19 protein-coding genes and 3 pseudogenes are annotated in these 18710 nt (G+C 54.8%); 11 read left to right on the forward strand and 11 right to left on the reverse strand.

Annotated features, from left to right (window positions below; all coding sequences use genetic code 11):
* Nucleotides 1-113 precede the first annotated feature (113 nt).
* Nucleotides 114-386 (forward strand): annotated as a pseudogene (locus BLL52_RS15610) (recombinase family protein); the annotation flags it as partial.
* 181 nt (nucleotides 387-567) lie between these two features.
* On the opposite strand, the pseudogene BLL52_RS21560 reads toward BLL52_RS15610, so the two are convergent.
* Nucleotides 568-1157: pseudogene (locus tag BLL52_RS21560) on the reverse strand (IS91 family transposase); the annotation flags it as partial.
* Entirely contained in the window at nucleotides 1108-1356 is a 249-nt protein-coding gene (locus BLL52_RS22035; RefSeq protein WP_158025698.1) for a hypothetical protein, read from the reverse strand. The pseudogene BLL52_RS21560 and the gene BLL52_RS22035, both read right to left, overlap by 50 nt.
* Before the next feature lie 23 nt (nucleotides 1357-1379).
* On the opposite strand from BLL52_RS22035, the pseudogene BLL52_RS15625 reads away from it, so the two are divergent.
* From BLL52_RS15625 to BLL52_RS15660, 8 genes and pseudogenes are all read left to right on the forward strand, one after another.
* Nucleotides 1380-1901 (forward strand): annotated as a pseudogene (locus BLL52_RS15625) (tyrosine-type recombinase/integrase); the annotation flags it as partial.
* Between the two features lie 41 nt (nucleotides 1902-1942).
* On the forward strand, nucleotides 1943-2191 hold the full coding sequence (locus BLL52_RS15630) for an AbrB/MazE/SpoVT family DNA-binding domain-containing protein (RefSeq protein ID WP_075587584.1): 249 nt from the start codon (nucleotides 1943-1945) through the stop codon (nucleotides 2189-2191).
* On the forward strand, nucleotides 2191-2613 hold the full coding sequence (locus tag BLL52_RS15635) for a type II toxin-antitoxin system VapC family toxin (RefSeq protein ID WP_075587585.1): 423 nt from the start codon (nucleotides 2191-2193) through the stop codon (nucleotides 2611-2613). Before BLL52_RS15630 ends, BLL52_RS15635 begins: the two co-directional genes overlap by 1 nt.
* A 127-nt stretch (nucleotides 2614-2740) precedes the next feature.
* Nucleotides 2741-3334 (forward strand): DUF262 domain-containing protein, encoded by a 594-nt coding sequence (locus tag BLL52_RS15640; RefSeq protein ID WP_274534904.1) that lies wholly within the window; start codon nucleotides 2741-2743, stop codon nucleotides 3332-3334.
* The gene (locus BLL52_RS15645; RefSeq protein ID WP_075587587.1) at nucleotides 3331-3786 is read left to right on the forward strand and encodes a DUF2924 domain-containing protein; all 456 of its coding nucleotides are present in this window, start codon (nucleotides 3331-3333) and stop codon (nucleotides 3784-3786) included. Before BLL52_RS15640 ends, BLL52_RS15645 begins: the two co-directional genes overlap by 4 nt.
* The gene (locus BLL52_RS15650; protein ID WP_075587588.1) at nucleotides 3783-5162 is read left to right on the forward strand and encodes a recombinase family protein; all 1380 of its coding nucleotides are present in this window, start codon (nucleotides 3783-3785) and stop codon (nucleotides 5160-5162) included. Before BLL52_RS15645 ends, BLL52_RS15650 begins: the two co-directional genes overlap by 4 nt.
* Entirely contained in the window at nucleotides 5159-5521 is a 363-nt protein-coding gene (locus tag BLL52_RS15655) for a site-specific recombinase resolvase (RefSeq protein ID WP_075587589.1), read from the forward strand. Before BLL52_RS15650 ends, BLL52_RS15655 begins: the two co-directional genes overlap by 4 nt.
* 8 nt (nucleotides 5522-5529) lie before the next feature.
* Nucleotides 5530-6036 carry a LacI family transcriptional regulator gene (locus tag BLL52_RS15660; RefSeq protein WP_075587590.1) on the forward strand — a complete coding sequence of 169 codons (507 nt, stop codon included), beginning with the start codon at nucleotides 5530-5532 and terminating at the stop codon, nucleotides 6034-6036.
* A 304-nt stretch (nucleotides 6037-6340) separates the two neighbouring features.
* Here the strand turns inward: BLL52_RS15660 and BLL52_RS15665 are convergent, their stop codons facing one another.
* Entirely contained in the window at nucleotides 6341-7459 is a 1119-nt protein-coding gene (locus BLL52_RS15665; protein ID WP_139313419.1) for a hypothetical protein, read from the reverse strand.
* A 161-nt stretch (nucleotides 7460-7620) separates the two neighbouring features.
* Nucleotides 7621-8292 carry an SOS response-associated peptidase gene (locus tag BLL52_RS15670; protein ID WP_075587592.1) on the reverse strand — a complete coding sequence of 224 codons (672 nt, stop codon included), beginning with the start codon at nucleotides 8290-8292 and terminating at the stop codon, nucleotides 7621-7623.
* A gap of 177 nt (nucleotides 8293-8469) precedes the next feature.
* On the opposite strand from BLL52_RS15670, the gene BLL52_RS15675 reads away from it, so the two are divergent.
* Both BLL52_RS15675 and umuC read left to right on the forward strand, forming a co-directional pair.
* Nucleotides 8470-8913 carry a LexA family protein gene (locus tag BLL52_RS15675; RefSeq protein WP_083634004.1) on the forward strand — a complete coding sequence of 148 codons (444 nt, stop codon included), beginning with the start codon at nucleotides 8470-8472 and terminating at the stop codon, nucleotides 8911-8913.
* 11 nt (nucleotides 8914-8924) lie between these two features.
* Nucleotides 8925-10229: a translesion error-prone DNA polymerase V subunit UmuC gene (gene umuC, locus BLL52_RS15680; RefSeq protein ID WP_075587594.1), complete on the forward strand. Its 1305-nt coding sequence runs from the start codon at nucleotides 8925-8927 to the stop codon at nucleotides 10227-10229.
* Between the two features lie 100 nt (nucleotides 10230-10329).
* Here the strand turns inward: umuC and BLL52_RS15685 are convergent, their stop codons facing one another.
* The 7 genes from BLL52_RS15685 to BLL52_RS15715 all read right to left on the reverse strand — a co-directional run bounded on the left by BLL52_RS15685 (nucleotide 10330) and on the right by BLL52_RS15715 (nucleotide 18688).
* A complete protein-coding gene (locus BLL52_RS15685; protein WP_076072149.1) occupies nucleotides 10330-11031 on the reverse strand; it encodes a V-type ATP synthase subunit E family protein in 702 nt (233 codons plus the stop codon).
* Between the two features lie 147 nt (nucleotides 11032-11178).
* Nucleotides 11179-12093, reverse strand: a complete 915-nt coding sequence (locus BLL52_RS15690; protein ID WP_075587596.1) for a hypothetical protein — start codon at nucleotides 12091-12093, stop codon at nucleotides 11179-11181.
* Nucleotides 12094-12210: 117 nt separating this feature from the next.
* Complete coding sequence (locus BLL52_RS15695; RefSeq protein WP_075587703.1) at nucleotides 12211-12645, reverse strand: hypothetical protein; 435 nt, start codon at nucleotides 12643-12645, stop codon at nucleotides 12211-12213.
* Between the two features lie 113 nt (nucleotides 12646-12758).
* Nucleotides 12759-12908, reverse strand: a complete 150-nt coding sequence (locus BLL52_RS15700) for a putative motility protein (protein WP_075587597.1) — start codon at nucleotides 12906-12908, stop codon at nucleotides 12759-12761.
* 662 nt (nucleotides 12909-13570) lie between these two features.
* Entirely contained in the window at nucleotides 13571-14650 is a 1080-nt protein-coding gene (locus tag BLL52_RS15705) for an endonuclease NucS domain-containing protein (protein ID WP_075587598.1), read from the reverse strand.
* Nucleotides 14651-14665: 15 nt separating this feature from the next.
* Nucleotides 14666-15487 carry a hypothetical protein gene (locus BLL52_RS15710; RefSeq protein WP_075587599.1) on the reverse strand — a complete coding sequence of 274 codons (822 nt, stop codon included), beginning with the start codon at nucleotides 15485-15487 and terminating at the stop codon, nucleotides 14666-14668.
* Between the two features lie 33 nt (nucleotides 15488-15520).
* Complete coding sequence (locus BLL52_RS15715; protein ID WP_075587600.1) at nucleotides 15521-18688, reverse strand: type I restriction endonuclease subunit R; 3168 nt, start codon at nucleotides 18686-18688, stop codon at nucleotides 15521-15523.
* Nucleotides 18689-18710: the final 22 nt, after the last annotated feature.

The raw sequence follows: 18710 nt of genomic DNA on the forward strand, positions 1-18710 counted from the left end.
TGCTGATTAAAAATGTCACCAAAAAGCCTCCTAGCCCTTACAGAATAAGCGTAGGCAGCTATTTAATACGTAGCAATCGGCTTTCAGGTCAGTCGGACCGAGCCGCTTTGGGGGCTGATGACTACGATGATCCGGCGTTCCTGGGTGGCAACATGGAACGACCGGCGCTCAAGCGCCTGATGGCCGACATTGAAGCCCGAAAAATCGATGTGATCGTGATCTATAAGATCGACCGCCTGACGCGCAGCTTGGCAGACTTTTCCAAGATGGTCGAGGTATTTGAGCGCCAGGGCGTGTCATTTGTGTCAGTCACACAGCAATTCAACACCAACACGTCCATGGGCAGACTCATGCTTAACGTCCTGCTGTCCTTTAACGGATGGGAAATTCAACCGCATGAGCCCAAGTATTGCACCGTAAACCGACCTGAGAAAACGGGTTTCCCCTGAGATGACAGTCTGAATCCCTAAAAAACTGCGCCCCATCAACGCAAACCACGCTCCGGGCTGGCTGCCTCTGAACACAGCCCTACCCCGGCGCAGTCGTCGCGCCCACCCCTTTTCAGGTTCACCAGTCCGTGCGCTGATCGTCTGGGAACTCGGGTGGTGATTGGTTTGCCAGATCCCAGTCCGGCTCAGCCTCTACACCCTCGCCCTGTTCCTGTGATTCCTGAAGACCACAGTCGTCCCACAGCGGTGGCCCGCGTGCGGGGGCGATGCGCGGCGCTTCTGGGTCGACCCCGATGTGCTCCAGAATCTTGTGGATGTCGGCGCTGAAGGTGATGAACGCAATGATGCGCATCTGGCCACCGCACATCGGACACAGCAGCGGGAATACCTCATAAATGCGGGCAATGAGTGCGGCCCACAGGTAGTGCGATGGTGGCCTTGGTTTGGGCTTGGCTGGCGGTTCAGGCTGGGCCGCTGCGCCAACGCCAGCCACACCAGGCACGCCGCTCGCACTGCCAGCAGCAGAGCACGCAGCGTCAGCCACGTAGCCGTGCACGATAGGCGCCATCACCTGCTCGGCCTGCGACAGTGCCGTCACCGCCGCACGCAAAGGCGAGTTCGGAGCCAGCACGCCGTTTTGCCGCAGCGGTAAACCAAATCAGCGCCGCGCTGTTTGAGCCGATCCATGGCAAAGGGTGGGCGGGCGCAAGATGCGTTTGCGCACGAAGGCCCGCACGGTAGCGATGGCGCTCTCATCGAGTCCAGTGGCCGCATGAAAAATCACACTCTGCGGTGCCGGTGCCGACTCCGTGCCTGGCTGTGGGTTGGCCTGTGCAGCAGCATCTGTATCGACGTTTTGCGCTATTGGCCCAGCAACAGCCTCAAACACCCCATCGACGACACACATGTGAAAGTGCACATGCGTGTTCAGCCGCCTGCCTGCAAATGATGCTGCTGACCGGCGCACGGCCCGGCGAGGTGCTGGTGCTGCGCTGGGAGGACGTGAACACGCAATGGAAAGGCATTTGCATCCGCGACAAGGTGCAAGGCACCCGCGAAATTCCGGCAACGCCCTACATGCTGCACCTGCTGGCCACCCTACCCCGCCGCAATGAATGGATTTTCTCAAGCCCCACCACTGCGACCGGCTGCCTGACCGAACCGAACAACCCGCACACCCGCGCCTGCAAAGCCGCCGGGCTGGAGGGGTTGACCTTGCACGGCCTGCGACGTTCGTTTTCAAGCCTGACCGAGTGGCTGGAAACTCCCGCCGGAGTCGTGGCGCAGATTCAGGGCCGCTAGCCCAGCGCCACCGCCGAGAAACATTACAAGGTGCGCCCGCTGGAGCTGCTGCGCGTTCACCATGAAAAGATCGAGGCATGGATTCTGGAGCAGGCCGGGATTGTGTTCACGCAATCCAACAAACCTGGTGCCTTGCAATTGGTTGTCTGATCCCTATAATGTAGAAACATCAACGTATATCCACAAAAGCCATGATAAATCTACAAATTTCCAAATGGGGCAACAGCCTTGCTGTACGCATTCCGGCGGACTATGTGCGCCAAATCGGCGTCAAGGAAGGCGACCGCCTCAGCGCCACACTCGGTGCCGACGGTGCGCTCAACCTGCGCCCATCCCATTGGAGCCGCAAAGCCTTTGCGCAAGAGTTGGCGCGTGACAGCAAAGATATTCCCATGGGCACATCGGTCATCGAACAACTGCGCGACGAGGCGCGCTACTGATGCTGTATGTCGATACCAGCGTACTGGTAGCACTGTGCACAAATGAGGCCAAAACGGCGGATGTGGTTCGGTGGTACGCCGATTGCAAAGTTGAATTGGTGTCTGCCGCTTGGTGCGTGACCGAATTTGCCAGCGCCCTGGGGCTCAAGCAACGCACCAACCAACTTACCGCCGACCAGGCCAACGCCGCGTGGGTGAAGTTCGAGCGCGTGTGCGCCAACGACTTGCAATTGCTGCCCGTTGAGGCTGCTACTTTTCACAAAGCCGCCACACTGACGATGGACCCTGCGACGGGCATGCGCGCTGGCGATGCGCTGCATTTGGCGTGCGCCATTGGAGCCGGTGTTCAGGGATTGGTCACGCTGGACGGTGTATTTGCCAAGAACGCCAAACGAATGAAGGTCAAGGTTATTCCACTCTGAGCACTCAAGCAGACAGCGCTGCCAGCGATAAAGTGCCGGGAAGCCACCTGCGCATGCACTGCTTCGACTTCCCCTTTACGAGAAACGATCCTCGAAATCCGAAACTATCACCATCCAAAACATCTTTCTGGATCGGCAACAGTATTGTGTGCCCTTCTACCAGCGGGCGTACGTTTGGACTTTGCGCGATCAATGGGAACCGTTGTGGGATGACATTCGGGACAAGGCTGAAGGCCGGTTCAACAAGGGAAAGGTAACTCCGCACTTTTTGGGTGCCGTTGTGCTGGACCCGCAACCGCGCGAGGGCCTCGTTGGTGTGGACGTCTTGCACATCATTGACGGACAGCAACGGTTGACGACATTGCAATTTGTGTTGGGGTCTGTACTGCTGACTCTACGTCGTGCTGGCTTAGAAAACCTTATGAGTGTTGTCACCGCCTGTGCACGCAATGGCAACCCTGACACGATGCGAAATCCAGCCACCGAGGTGTTCAAGGTCTGGCCGACGTTTCGTGACCAAAAGAACTTCATTCTCGCCCTGGAGGCTCATGGCCTGGAAGAACTTCGCTCCCGCTTTCCGACGAGTTTCACCCAGGTTGGCACTTTGAAGAAAGCCTGTGGTCAGGCCGCAACAGATCAAAATGAAAGACAAGTTGGACTTGGCTTTTCTGGTCACCAGCGCGTTCATACAAACCCCTATCAACCAAGGAGTTTCAAATGAACCACACCACCACTTCAGTGGCCGCCCAAGTGGCCGCGCTGTCCAGCCTTGCGATGCCAGAACTATGGACATTGTGGGATCGATTTTTCAAACGCCGCCCAGAAAATCCCAACCGTAGCTACATTGAGTCGCGGGTAGCCTACAAGCTTCAGGAGCAAGCGTTTGGTGGCTTGAGCGCAGAAACCCAGCGCAGACTGGTCAACATTGGCATGCGCCACTCCAAGATCAAAAGCAGGCAGGTTGGGCGGGACATTGAACTGGCACCCGGCACCGTATTGCTGCGTGAATGGGGCGACCGTGACCACAAAGTGACCGTGACCGCCGAGGGCACCTTTGAATATGAGGGCAAGTTCTTCAAGAGCCTGTCTGCTGTGGCCAGGCACATCTCTGGCACACCTTGGTCCGGACCCCTGTTTTTTGGTCTCAAAACCAACCGCAAGGAGGCAGCATGAGTGCCACAACACAAATTGGATCGCCCAAGCCGCGCAAACGCTGCGCCGTGTATTGCCGCGTATCCAGTGACGAGCGGCTGGATCAAGAATTCAACTCCATCGATGCACAAAAGGAGGCAGGTCAAGCCTATGTGGTCAGCCAACGCTCTGAAGGCTGGATTCCGGTGGTGGACGACTATGACGACCCAGGGTTTTCGGGCGGCAACACCGAGCGACCCGGGCTCAAGCGCCTGATGGCCGACATTGAGCGCGGTCTGGTTGATATCGTGGTGGTCTACAAAATTGACCGGCTCACTCGCAGTCTGGCCGACTTTTCCAAGATGGTGGAAGTTTTCGAGCGCCAAGGCGTGTCGTTTGTGTCCGTGACGCAGCAGTTCAACACCACCACGTCCATGGGTCGCCTGATGCTCAACGTGCTGCTGTCGTTTGCACAGTTTGAGCGTGAAGTCACCGGCGAGCGGATCCGCGACAAGATTGCGGCCAGTAAACGCAAGGGACTGTGGATGGGTGGTGTGCCGCCCCTGGGCTATGACGTGGCCAATCGGCTGCTGGTGGTCAACGAGCCTGAGGCCCAGTTGGTAAGGCGCATCTTTGGTGAAATGCTCACCATTGGGTCGCCAACGCGCATCGCGCAGGGTCTGGCCAGTGAAGGCATCACCACAAAAGCTTGGACAACGCAGGACGGTCAGGTGCGCAGTGGCACCCAGATGGACCGGAAGTACCTGTACAAGTTGCTGCGCAACCGCATCTACCTCGGGGAGTTGTCGCACAAGGGCAGTTGGTTCCCTGGCGCACATGCACCGATCATTGACCACGGTCTGTGGGGTCAGGTTCATGAAGTGCTGGCGTGCGATCCGCACGTCAGGTCGGCGGACACGCAAACGCGTGAGAGCACGGATGCGCTGCTGCGCGGTCTGCTGTTTGGCCCCAGTGGCGATCCGATGTACCCGACCTACGCCAGCAAGAACAAGCGCAAGTACCGCTATTACGTCTCCAAGGCAGAGATGCGATTCGGTGCATCGGAAAAAACACACGCGCGCATTCCGGCCGCAGAGGTAGAGGCGGCGACGGTCAACCAAGTCAAAACGGTGCTGTCCAGTCCAGAAGCCATCACCGCCGTTTGCAAATCCCTTGAAATCCAGGGTGTCCAAATCAACGAGGATGAGATCGTGATGGCACTGCACCAGCTTGGAGAAGCCTGGGAGCAGCTCTACCCGGCCGAGCGCATCAGGATTGTCAAGTTGATGATTGAGCGAGTTGATCTGGTCACTGGTGGGCTGAAAGTGAAATGGCACGCACTGGGTTGGAAGGAACTGATCAAAGAATTCGCTGCGAAAAGCATTGGTGCTGAGCTGGTGGAAATGGAGGCGGCATGAACGCTGATCTCGAATCCTTTGTGCCACTGACTTTTTCCCGACGTGGCGTGCAGCGGCTGGCCACCACCAATGCGGTGGCGCATGACACAACGTTCTTGGTGGGTTTGGCCCGGGCGTTTTACTGGAAAAGCCTGCTGGACACCGGTGCCATGAAGAGTGGCTCTGAAATCGCCAAAAACGAAGGTTTGCACCATTCGTGCGTCAACGAACTCATGCGTCTGACACTGCTGGCACCCGACATCATCAAGCAGTTGATGGCGGGCACACAACCACGGCGAATGACATTGATGTGGTTTCAGCGCAACCGGCTACCGGTGGACTGGCAAGCCCAGCGCACCATCATCGACGGCTTCAAATAGGAATCATCATGGCTAAAAATGACAAGGGCATGGTGACTGGTGATCCGGTCACGTACCAAATTCCAGCGCCAGCAGGCGGGGTGCAGTTGGAGACCTTTATTCCGTGGACGTTGGTCAAGCGAGGTGTCAGGCGGCAAGTGATCACGCCAATTGATGCGCCGGAGCAATTCGAGGCAGAAGCTGCCGTTGAGCGAAATGCGCGCAAAAAAGTCAAGGACAGCCCGTCGATCCGGGCGTTGGGGCTGGCGCACTATTGGCAGCGGCTACTTGATGAGGGCAAGTACCGGTCGTTGACGGACATTGCAGCAGCCAAGGGAATGGATCGAGGCCAGGTAAGTCGGACGGTACAGTTGACCCGACTAGCTCCCGAAATTATTGAATCATGTTTCATGGAACGTCGTGGCGGACCAAAGCTGGAGCAGTTGGCTCGGGCGTGTCCTTCTTGCGACTGGATCAGTCAAAAATCAACCCTCTCAAACCAGCCAACGAAGTTGCCTGATCAATTTTCACTCTAGATCACACGCCGAAAATGTGATCCCACCGTTGTGACGTATAGGCTCCAAAATTCTGTTCAACGGCGATGTTGCCGTGACTTCAGGAGATTCATATGAGTAAGTCCAGTTCGAAATCGAGTCCTGCTGCACCCCGCCCTGCACCCGCTCCAAGCCCTTCAAACACTTCACTGGGTGGGGCTGGACAAGGCAAGGGGCCCGGAAATGCCGGTGGATGGCCAAGCACTAATCATGGTGCAAAGTCTGGCGGCGGTCGAAGCCTCAACCGTTAGCGGAAGGCACAATAGTTCTCCGAAAATGAAAGCTATCAAGAGTGATAGCCCTGCAGTCGTTTGAACTCCGCCCTGAGCCATGCGCTCGGGGCGTGAACACAATCACTGCTCTCAGTTTTTGGTGCCTTTGTACCGCTGTGAGCCAGTGAAACAAACCAAAGTATCGAGTCAAATCGTCGGGCAGCCCAGTAGTACCGTTGCGCCGATTCGAATACTTCAGCATGATTCAAGTTCGGGTCGGCAATACCAGCACGAAGACTCACCCGCCTAATGAACTTTTCTAGTTTCTCTGAAGCCACCGGAAACAGGCTACCTCGACTCCATCGCTTGATGGTCGCTTCACTCGGAAGGTCCTCCACGAGGGTCTCATTGCGAACCAACCTGAGTGCCTCGGCAATTGAATGGGCCTTGGTCAATCGCACCATGGCACGAAGCCACATTGCACCTGGTGCTGCCGATCCATCATCGCGCAGTGCATTAAGCAAGTGCTCTAAGCTACCGCAGTTCTGCTGTGCCTGTAATGCTACAGATTCACGCATTGCCCACTTAGCCAGCACACTGACCTGTAGTTGAAGCCAAGCTTGCAAACGAGGACTCAACGTTGCATTGGGCGTTGTGGCACTTGCCAGGTTCCGCAAATTCTCATCACTCCAGTATTGACGCAAGTTTGCGTTGCTCTGGACCAGTTCAGCCGCACGCTGATAGTTGCCTTCGTCCAATGCAACATCAGCTGCTTTAACTTCGGTTTCGATGGTCACGTACTCGTCAAAATAAGGGGATTGAAGCTTGTCAGCGCCCATGCGAAAGCATGCCCAATTCCCCGGCATTTGCATCAACAAGTCATCAGTGAACGCTCCATCTCTAACCGCCTGAACCGCCGATTTGAATTCTGCTGCTGAATTGGGTTGCATCTTTGCCTGAATTATTGGCAAAAGGTTGGTCAAGGAACTCGTGGGATCGACATCTTGCCTTCTCAAGTTACGAAATAGTGATCCAAGTTCGTTTGGTTCGTTTTCCATCTCATGCCAAGGTACTCCCTCGGTCTTCATCTCCCATTGAATTGAAGGCAAAAAGAGACCTTGAAACTGATAGGGCGTTGGTCTGCCACGCGTCTTGTGGCGCAAAGGAACACTCGTTGTATCCTTTTTTTTCATGAAAGTTTTGTTTCTCCTGTGACGAGGAAAATCACGAGGATTTGGCATGCTGATTTGAGTTCTGGCGCATGAACCGAGCATAGAGCAACACGTCATTGGAAAATTCAACAACATATACGTGGTAATGCTTGCGCCGAGCGATGTTTGATATGGGCAGTGGTTCAGGCAAGCAGTGAGCGTTGGGTGGGAGACTCTGCGCCAGCAAGTAGCCGCTCTGCCGGGTACTGACGCATAAATTCCAAGCTCTTTTGCGGGGTGGCCTTGAGCCAATTGTCATAACTGTCCGGCGGCAAGATCACCACCATGCGCTTTTCGTCCACCGGCTTGTGAAACTGGCACATCAGGTCATGGCCGTCGGCGTTGATGGTCAGCATGGTGAAACTGTGAACAACGCCTTTTGGTAACTTCCACGACGACCAAAGACCGGCAATGCCCATGGGTTCGCCGCTGGCGCATGAAATGCGCGTCGCAATGGCTTTTCCGCTGCGCCAATCGGGCTCAAAAAAGGCGTCCACCGGGATGACGCAGTGCTGGGCGTTTTTCCAGGCATCTCTAAAACTTGGCTTGGCGGCAACCGTCTCAGTGCGCGCGTTGTAGGTTTGACGGCCGATATTGGTGTCGGTGGCCCAGTGCGGAATCAGGCCAAACAGCCCAGGTAAGGCTTCGCGCTCAGGCACAGCCTCATCACCCACATCAGCTTGCCTGGGTCTGCGAATGAAAGTAGCCGGGTAGCAAGGCCAAACATCATGCTTGTCCACGTCAACGGGGGGCACAACGCCGAAGTGTTTGGCGTAGCGTTCGCGCTCCTTGATTGCTTGGTAGTGACTGCACATTGCCTTATCGTAGCCGCATCTTTGTCCCCACAATCCGTGCCCAACGTTGTGGACAACCGTCGGAACAAGTCCCGAATGCAGCGCCAGTTATGGGCTTGCGAGGTGTGCTTAAACATTGGGCAGTTCAATTCAAATGGTTGAGGGCTTGTCATATACTGTATAAAAAATCAGTATTGCATGAACCTCGCCACAATCCCTCAAGACCTTCCCGTCGCACTCTCGCTGATACCAACCATGGTCAGTGTGTTGCCGTGCCGGGTCGCTGCTGGCTTTCCATCGCCTGCTGAGGACCATGCGGTGCAGCGAATTGACTTGATGGCGCAGTTGATCAAGCACCCACAAGCCACATTTTTACTGCGTGTGCGCGGTGAATCCATGAAAGACGCTGGCATTTTTGACAATGATGTCGTGTTGGTTGACCGCGCCATCACGGCTCGGTCTGGTCACGTCGTCATTGCCATGGTCGACGGAGAGTTTGTCTGCAAGACCCTGTGGCAGCGATCTGGCCGCATGAAACTCAAAGCAGCCAACGTGACATTCCCAGACATCAACCCGGCCGACGGCCAAACCGTTGAGATTTGGGGTGTGGTGATCGCGTCCATCAAGCAGTTCAAAGCCTGAGTCGGACGACCATGTACGCGCTGGTTGATGGCAACAACTTTTATGTGTCGTGTGAACGGGTCTTTCGACCCAGCCTGAACAACCGCCCGGTGGTGGTGCTGTCCAACAACGATGGCTGCGCGATTGCCAGGTCAAACGAAGCCAAAGCGTTGGGCATCAAAATGGGCGCACCCTGGTTTCAGATTCGCCATTTCGAGGAATCAGACGGACTGGTCGCGTTGTCGGCCAACTTTGCCCTGTATGGCGACATGAGTGACCGCATGATGAGTCTGGCCGCAGGCCTGGGACACCGCCAGGAGGTTTATTCGATTGACGAGTCGTTCCTTGACCTGACCGGCATCTCGGGTGACATGACCCTACGCAGCCGGAAAATTCGGCACCGCATTCTTAATTGGATTGGTATTGCCTGTGGCATTGGGATTGGCCCCACCAAGACCCTGGCCAAGCTAGCGAACCACATTGCCAAAACCGCTGAACGCAAACCGGGAAGCTACCCCGACCACTACGCCCAGGTCTGCAATCTCTGCAATTTGGAGCCGACGGAGCGCGATGCACTGATGTTGGCCACGGAAGTTGGAGAGGTGTGGGGGGTGGGCAGACGCATCGGTGCCCAGCTCAAAGAAGCTGGCATCCATACCGTCCTCGATCTGGCGCGACTTGACCCAGTCATGGTCAAACGTCGCTGGTCGGTGGTACTGGAGCGCACTGTGCGTGAATTGCAAGGCACCGACTGCATAGGTCTGGAGCACGAGCCACCGGCGAAGCAGGAGATTGCCTGTACGCGCAGCTTTGGGCATGCGGTGCTGGAGTTGTCTGTGCTGCAAGAAGCGGTGACAGAATTTGCCAGTCAGGCTGCACAGAAATTGCGACTGCAAAACGGTCATGCCGGACAAGTCCTGACGTTTATCCGAACCAGCCCCTTTCGGACGCAAGATTTACAGTATTCGCGCTCAACGGTGGTACCGCTCAGGCGATCAACCAATGACAGTCGTGACATCAGCCAAGCGGCGCTGCTGGGATTGCAGGCAATATTTCGACCTGGATACCGCTATGCCAAGGCTGGCGTAATGCTGCTTGATCTGCGGCCAGCAAACTTAATCCAGCAGGAATTGGCGCTGGAAGACGATGTGGCTGACCCTGGCGGAAGTCGGCTGATGCAGGCTTTGGATGCGGTCAACCAACGGTTCGGACGCGGCACGGTGGCTCTGGCCAGCGCAGGACTGGCGGGTGAGCAGCGGCAGTGGACTATGAAACAGGAGCGACGCACCCCCGGCTACACCACTGACTGGGACGGTCTGGCGTTGGTGAGGGCCTGAACAATGGATAAACATGACCAATGATCGTTGACGGTTACCGGTAGACACCGGGTACTTTCATACTATTAACCTGTCGTTGAGCTTGAGTCACGCCAAGCCGTTAAGTGTCATTTGGTTTTTGCATTCCCATCGCAAAATTCTGAATCGCTACCGCATCACTATCGATGCGGCTGCCAGCTGTACACCGCGATGCAAACCAACCAACCAGGGCGCTAATATTGCTGTCGCTTATATAGACTTCGCGATCCACGTCCACCTTCCCAAGGCTGGGAGGCAGCGCTTCATCCCAGGAATCAAAAGGTATTGGTGCCGGTGCGATAAAGCATCCCGCATGGCTGGCCGACTGCATGAGTACCCAACATTGACTATCGCTCATGCCATATGCGAAAAATGAGGAATTGGGTTTTTTTAGGCTAGCCCACTTTGGCAATGGAATCACTTCCAATGGCGGCGGCTCTGGCTCGACCAATGGCTGTTGTTGTGGGCCTGGACGCAGGATTTGGGATGGCTCAAATCGCGACTGTCTTGCCGCGAGCAGCTGACGCAAAGCGATTAATTTGGCTTCGGCCATCTCGCGTTCTCGTTGGCGCGTGACTTCTGCCAGCGCAAGTTCCCTTTGTCGCTCAGCTTCAAATTGGGCCAATAGCGCCTTCGTGTTGTTGACAAGCATTTCACGCTCTGCCTCTGTCAGCACACGCCCTCCACCAGAACCATGACCGTGAAAATCGGTTGCATGAGCTACACCATACCGTTTTGCAAAACAGTCAGAGCCCAGCACAATCAGTTGGTCTGCTTCTTCCACAACATGAATTCTTGCGTAGACGCTATGCCCGCAATGGGGCTGCTGACAGCGAACGCGGTGTGATGGATCGACAGCGACTATTGCAAGCAGCTTGAATGGTTGAGTTTCTGCCATGAGTACAAATTTATTTAACGTGCGGCATCATGCTCAAACCACCAATCGTTTCCTGTCCAATGATTCGCGGGCATACCAAGAATGTGCATGAATGAGCTTCTTGACCTCAGAATGAATGCTAATGACACCTTCAGACTCCTCGAAAACGCGTCCATAAGCATTGCCACTGTCCGTAAGCAGGCTTGCTACCGCACCGTATGGACTCTTTGATTGCGTGAAGTCAGCGACTTGGTTGACCAAATCGTTGCGGTTGATCCCATTGGGCGATTGCACAACCAACGCGATAATTTTGTGTACGTTCAAGTTAGGGTTGCGAGACCAATCAACAATACGATCTGTGAGTTCACGGCGCTTCTCTCGTGACAATTCGTCACTGGTCGGTTGTAAGGTCGAAGAGACAGAGGAAGGAATCCTGACATTGGCGGAGTCAGGCTGTGGCTCCCGCCAGTTTGAGGGATAAAACTCAGGTTTTACGGGCTGCTGCATATCCTTTGGATACCAACGGTACAGTTCAAACGCCCGATACTGCAGCGCAGTCTGTATCTCGATAGCGTGGTCGGAAAGCCCGGCCAATGCACGAGGCAATAAGACGATGTTTGCGACTGCTGTGTGATAGCGCTCGTCGTAACACGTGAGAGGCCAAATGTGGCAGGCCTCGAACCCTTCAGCGGACTTTCCAAGGCCAGTCGCACGCTTTATAGCAACATTAGCGTAACTGTTGTCGTCGAACCGCACGCCGTCGACGATCTGCCCTCGGCGCTCGCCTTGGCCGATTCGGGCTCGGCGCACCTTTGGGAACATGGCCGCTGACCCAGTATCGCGCACGAGACGGTTGTGAAATTCGGCATTGACCCATAAACCAGTGTCGGCGACCAGAAGTGAAAGGTGGATGTCGTGCCGATTCAAAGACTCGAACAGCAACTCTGATGCGACGATTTTTGATTTCACGATGCGCCTTGGTCAGCTAATTTTGGCCGTGAGTGATCCACGTCGGCGCACTCGGGTTTGCTGAAATGCACGATATCGTCTCAGCTTTGAGGTCCCAATCGACAAACCTGCTAGCAGTCATTTCGCATCCAGCCGATCTCGGGATATGGCGGTCGCTTCGGATGAGAAACTTCCTGGATGCCGAAGAATCACAGCCTCGAATGCGAACTCCATTAGCCCCATCTCCGCCAATGCAGTAAAGCCTGTCGAGACCACCCGCTTCGTGACCACGCGCTCAACGGCCGGAACAATGCCGAGCCGCTTGATCATTTGCCAAGTTCGGGATGCTGGTTGCCGTTTCCCCTTTTTGGCAGAGAGCACTTCCTCGTAGGCATAAACGGCAGAGAGACATTCACGCTCGACCGCACTAGTAGCTCCATAGACTTCGGCACGGATTTGAATACCTCGCTTGCGAGCCTGATCAGCAAGATCAGGAGCTCCGCGCTCGCGGGCACTGACAGCAAAAGATTCGCAATCAGTTACGTTTTTGAGATTTGCTACTCTTGGATCCATGATGCAATGGTACATGTGACCAAAGTAACGTCGAGAGCAGCACCAGATCGGATGATTTTCTCAACAGGATTTGAGTGCCTAATAACCATTCCCGATGCTGACTGGTCAACGCTCTACGCCATCGTGTTGACTTGAGTTCCCAAATTGCCACTCGTGGCCAACGGCAGGGCCTGTAGCAGCGCCAGCGCGCATGTAGCATGGATGTCCATAGCCTTCTTTAAAACCAGCACCTGGGCCGTTTGGGCGACTTGGCTTTGCTGCATTTGCGTCGATACGTTGACGAGTGCGGTGGGGGAAACACATCGATGGCGAAATCCATTTGTGGCTGTCACCTATCGGATCGGCTAGCAACGTTCCTGAGCATATGGCGCTGCGAGGCACATCAGTGCCCTGTGGACATGGCGAAAAAACGCGCGCATTTCGCGCATTCTCTATTCTCAGTCGCTATCGCCCACCAATTTCAACTTGCGAACCACCCCCGCGTAAGTCGTTGATTTCATTGAATGTGGCCTAGTGAAAAGTCACGAGGGTAACTGAGAACAGAGAGAGAAAACGAGGTAATTTCGGACAAAAACGGCCAAAAACGTGTGATTTTGATAGCAGAAAAGTCACAAAGCAAACGCCGTAAGTGCTCGTAAACATTGAGGATTTCCCAAAAGAAAAGCCCAACTGATAACAGTTGGGCTTTCTATGTATGGTGGGCTGGGGTCAATTGAAAGATGCCTTGAAACCCTTATGAATACTGGTGCTATCAATTTTAAAAACTAATTTGTACCCCCGTCTGTACCCCCACTTTCCTTTGGCTACCCCTTTTTCGTTGGCATTTCCCAATCAGCTCGGTTAGTCCGAAACAGCGGCAAATCGATAATCGAAATGAAGTTCGTTGTGTAGCTTCGCCGCTACGTTTAACGGCAACTGCATGGCGCTAAGCCTCCCCAAACCGCTCTTTCAAACGCCCTACCGTACTGCGCCATTTTGGTGTCGTCGGCTTGCAAACAGTATTCTGGTTGCCGAAGAACCCAATCTCTTGCACGGCCTGCCCTAATGGGACAGCCTTCGACCATTCGACCGGTACGAACCATTCGCAGCGTTCAGGGTCATTGGCAAACTCTCGGTGATAGTCGCCCTGCGTCAAAACGTCCAGAGCTGGGGCCTCACCGTTTACCCCAACTAGTTTAAATTCCGCAGCGGGGATAGCGCGCCCAGTAACCCGCCCTACGCCTACATAGCCCGTACGCGGCACGTTCACCCAAACACGGTCACCGGCACTGAGCAGTTGCATCGTACGGCTGTACCACGCGCCACCGCCACCGCAAATAAATCCATACTGTCGCGCTTCGTCCCAAGAGCGCGTGGTGCTCTCACCAAAAGACACATAAAACTCCCCATTCCAAGGCTCAGAGGGTCCGTCAGCAGGTGGTACGACGTTGACTTGCGTATGAACCGGGTCTAAAAGCCATGCACGGCTCAATAACTGTTCGCTACCATTGGCAAACACCTGAAAGCACAGCACATTGATTGCTATATCGCGTTTGTTCAAGTACGCAACAATGCGTTCGGAACTGTCGTCCAACTGGGCTGCAACAATGACAATCTGATGGCTTTGATTGATCGTTTCTTCATCCAACGGCTGACCAAACCGGGACATGAAGTCGTCGTTTAGGTTCTTGCCCGTCTTGAAGCGCCGATAGATAGCAGCGATGTCCTCTGGCTGCAAATCCTCAAGCCAACTCGCGTAGTCAAGCGCCTGGGCAACTACATCACGCGGTGTACGGTCTCTCTTCAGTTCAATCAAAATCAGCGAACCGTCTGGCGCAATTGCCAACAAATCGATGATGCCGCCGTATGCCGTGCGCTCCTGCCGACCAATCAGCATCCATGCGTCCGACAGCAACAAAGGCTGGGCCACAATCATGTCTTCCAGCAGCCTTTCGTTGGGTAGAAGTGCCTCAAGCAACTGTGTTGGTTGAGTGCCAACTTTCCAAAGGGCGGTACGGATGGTCATATTCAGGGGCTCGGGTCATGGTGTTTTTTGGGCAAGAATCGCGGCCCCGCCAATTCCACCATTTGATCGCAAATTAGCTATGTATTTTGAATACCCTTTGGCGTCGTCTTTAGGCATGTCAATGACGTAGGTCGGGCGTAGAGAAATCCCATTTACAGATGCTCCTACAACACGGCCTTCCCATCCCGTCAGACTAGGTGTGTCGCTGGTTTCGTAATGTCGCAACCAAACACGGTCATGAAGGTTTTCGCAAGGATAGAAGAAGATGTCCCTTTTCTTGCTGAGGTTCAAGCCGTCAAATATGTCTTGCGCCACTGCCTTCACATAATTTCCTCTTAAGTAGTAGAAGTCAATGCGTTCTACAGTTTTGCCAAGTATTTCAATAACGCCATCGCAGTAGTCTTTTTGCTTTTGTTTCGCCAATGTAAAAAGGTACGGATCAACAACAACACCGCGTGGATGTGTCGAAAACCATTCCTTGAAGTGCTCGATAAATTGGGTTTTTCCGACAGTGGATGCTTTGAGGTCATTCACAGCAGTCAACAACTGTGGAAACTGTGCAGCATCGCTTTGAGTAAAGCGGCAACCTCCCGAGTCGGCATGCCGAAGCGATGCGATCTGCCTTTCCAGTCTATCCAGGTGCGCGTGCACCGAACTTGGGCCGTGATTTCTTAATCCGCTACGCCAATGCTCATCTGGAAATACGTCTCTCATAACGTGGTCATAAAGCTGTTCAATTTCAGAGTACCGCTTTAGCCCGCCAGGGTGACGCTCAAAATTGAAATCACGCAATTGATGCAAACAGCGCACCAGCTCGTCAATCTGCTCTAGATACATTGAATCTCCTTGAAAATTGACACCTACAGCGGGTTAGGCAACAGGTCCGTTTTGGAATACACCCGCCTTCGCCCTCAACCGCAAATACGCCTCCCCCACCAATACATTTGCTAGCCCTTTAAAAACGATTTGGTGTTTCAACGCCTGATCAGCCATGGCCGTATGGCTTTCCAGGGCGCCCACCACGGCGTTGTTCAGCTTAGTCTCGTAGGCACCGTTGCCAAATGCATCCACCGTGTCATTGGCTTGGGCCTGCTCCAGCAGCGTGGCATCTTCCTCCAGCTTGCCCAATAAGGTGTTGGCATAGGCCGTGAAATCTCCCTCGGTGAAGTTGCCCGCAAAAATCTCATTCATTTTTTGGATGATGACTGACAACCGGTCGCTCGGGTCTTCCCATGGTGAACCGGGCAAGCCCATGGGTTTCATGGGAGTGGCGGTGCCGCCGTCCAGGCTTAACGTGTGTTCCTTCTTTGAATTCAAATCCACCACATAGCCTGCCAATCTGGCCGCACCGTCCAACAGTTCAGCTTTATCCGACTTGCCATACAGACGCGGCAACAAACTCTTGGCATAGGCGTGTAGTCGCTCAAGGTCAGCATTGGCGAAATCCACCAACTGCGACAGAAAGTCATACGCCACCACATAAGACAACAAGTTGCTTCTGAAGACTTCCTGCACTTCAACAGGGTGCGCCTTAAATCGCTCGTATGCCTGCTTTAGTGGTGCCTGAATGGCGGCCTGCTTGCCCTTGATGTCAAAGTAGGCATTGGCGAAAGTCTCCACTTCCGACCACAAATACACCCCGGCGGTATCCAGCTTCTGGCGCAGTTGGTGCACCAAGTTGCGATCTGTAATGTTTGCCATCTGTGCCGTGCGGTAGAACGGCAAGAAGGCTTTGAGGATGTCCTCCGCCTTGTTGCGAAAGTCCAGCACAAAGGTCGTATGCTTGCCCACGATGGTTCGGTTCAGGCGTGACAGAGTTTGCACCGCCAGCACGCCATCTAGCCGCTTGTCCACGTACATCGCCACCAGCTTGGGTTGATCAAACCCGGTCTGAAACTTAGAGGCCACGATCAGCACCTGATAGCTTTCGGTATCAAACGCGGTCTTGATGCCGTCATCACGCTCCTGATGGTCGTTCAGACTACCTTCGTCGGCGTTTTCAACAGGGTATTTGGCTTCCTTCTTGGTATCCGTCACCTTGCCGGAAAACGCGACCAGGGCTTTGCAATCGGTGACCTTGTTGCGGGTGATGTAGGCATCAAACTCCTTCTTGTAGCGCACTGCGGCCACCCGGCTATCGGTCACCACCATGGCTTTGGCTTGACCGCCGATCAAGTGCATTACATGCGTGCGGAAGTGGTCCACGATGATGGCCACCTTTTGCCCAATGCCTGTCGGGTGCAACTGCGCATAGCGAAACAGCTTCTTCTTGGCCTTGCCGCTTTTCACCTCTTTGTCATCAACCGACCTCTCCAACCTGAACGCCGATTCGTAGGTGGTGTAACCCTTGAGCACGTCGAGGATAAATTCCTCCTCAATCGCCTGCCGCATCGAATACACATGAAACGGTGCAGGCAAGCCATCAGCGCCGGCTCGGCCAAACAGCTCCATGGTCTTGGGCTTAGGCGTCGCGGTAAAAGCGTAGTACGACACGTTAGACGGGCGTTTTCGGGCGGCGATAAGTTTGGCAATTTCGCTGTTGATTAGGTCTTCGCCCGTCAATTCAGCCGCTTCCTCTGCTGCCGCCTCGTAGGAGGAACTTGGCTCAAACTGTGCCTCTGCCGCCTGTGGCTTGCCATCGGTGGTGAGCACCTTGCGCAGCTTCACAGCCGCGCTGCCCGATTGGCTGGAATGCGCTTCGTCCAAAATCAGCGCAAAACGTCGGTTGCCCAACTCACCCACCTTTTCCATTACATACGGGAATTTTTGCAACGTGGTGATGATGATCAGCTTGCCCTTGTTTAGCGCCTCGGCCAGTTGGTTGCTATTGCCGTCAATCTTTTCAACTACGCCTTCCTGGTGATCAAACTGGTAAATGGTGTCCTGCAACTGCGTGTCCAGTACGCGCCGGTCGGTAATCACAATCACGCTGCTGAAAAGCTTTTGGTCCTGCGCGTCATGCAGTGCCGCCAGCCGGTGCGCCAGCCAGGCGATGGTGTTGGACTTGCCCGACCCGGCCGAATGCATCACCAGATAGCTTTGGCCCACGCCCTCGGTCAAGGTAGCATCCAATAGCGCACCTACGGCATTCCACTGGTGGTAGCGCGGGAACAGCAGCCGTGGCACCCAGGTCTTGCGGCCCCTGGCATCTTTGCGCTCAGACACCTGCACCGCCAGAAACTTGCCCACGATGCCCAGCAGCGCATCGCGTTGCAACACCTCATGCCACAGGTAGCCGGTGGAATACCCCAGTACGGTGTCCGCAGCATTGCCAGCCCCTGCGCCGCCCAGGCCATCGGGTGTGCCCCGGTTGAACGGCAAAAACGTGGTGCCCGCGCCTGCCAGTTGGGTGGCCATGCGCACCTCGTCGGTGCTGACTGCAAAGTGCACCAGCGCCCGTTTGCCAAACGACAACAAGGGTTCAGGTTGACGGGTTACCTTATCCACAGGCAGGCGGTCGTATTTGTATTGCTTGACCGCGTCTTCAATATTCTGAGTGGTGTCTGTTTTCAGCTCAATGGTGGCCAGCGGCAGGCCATTCAGGAACAGCACCAAGTCAATGCAATTGCGGTTGTGCAGCGAGTAATGCAACTGCCGCACCACCCGCAAACGGTTCTTTTGGTAAAGGCCCCAGGTGGCGGGGTTTTGATGGTTGGCCGGGGCAAACTGTGCCATGCGGAAAGTGGTGTTGATGTCTTCAAACCCCTTGCGCAGCACGTACAGCGTGCCCCATAGCTGCGGTGTCTCGGGTTTGATCGTGGGCCGGTCGCGGTCAAGCTCTTCACTCAGGCGGCGCAGAAACACGCCGTCTGGGTCTTGCGTGTGGTTTTTGGCAAACTTGGCCCAGGTGTCGGGCTGGCTCTCTTTCACCCATGCCAGCGCATCGGCCGGGTACAGCCCCAGGCGGGCGTCATAACCCGAGTCGTAGGCGTAGCCCTTTTGATACGGCAGTGGCCCATCGCACAACCAACCATGCGCTTTAAGGTGTTCGCAAACCTCGTCTTCAAAAACGATTTCGGTGTGTATGGGTGCAGTCATGGGGTATTCACTATATTTTTGA

Source organism: Rhodoferax antarcticus ANT.BR, assembly GCF_001938565.1.
Classification (GTDB): domain Bacteria; phylum Pseudomonadota; class Gammaproteobacteria; order Burkholderiales; family Burkholderiaceae_C; genus Rhodoferax; species Rhodoferax antarcticus.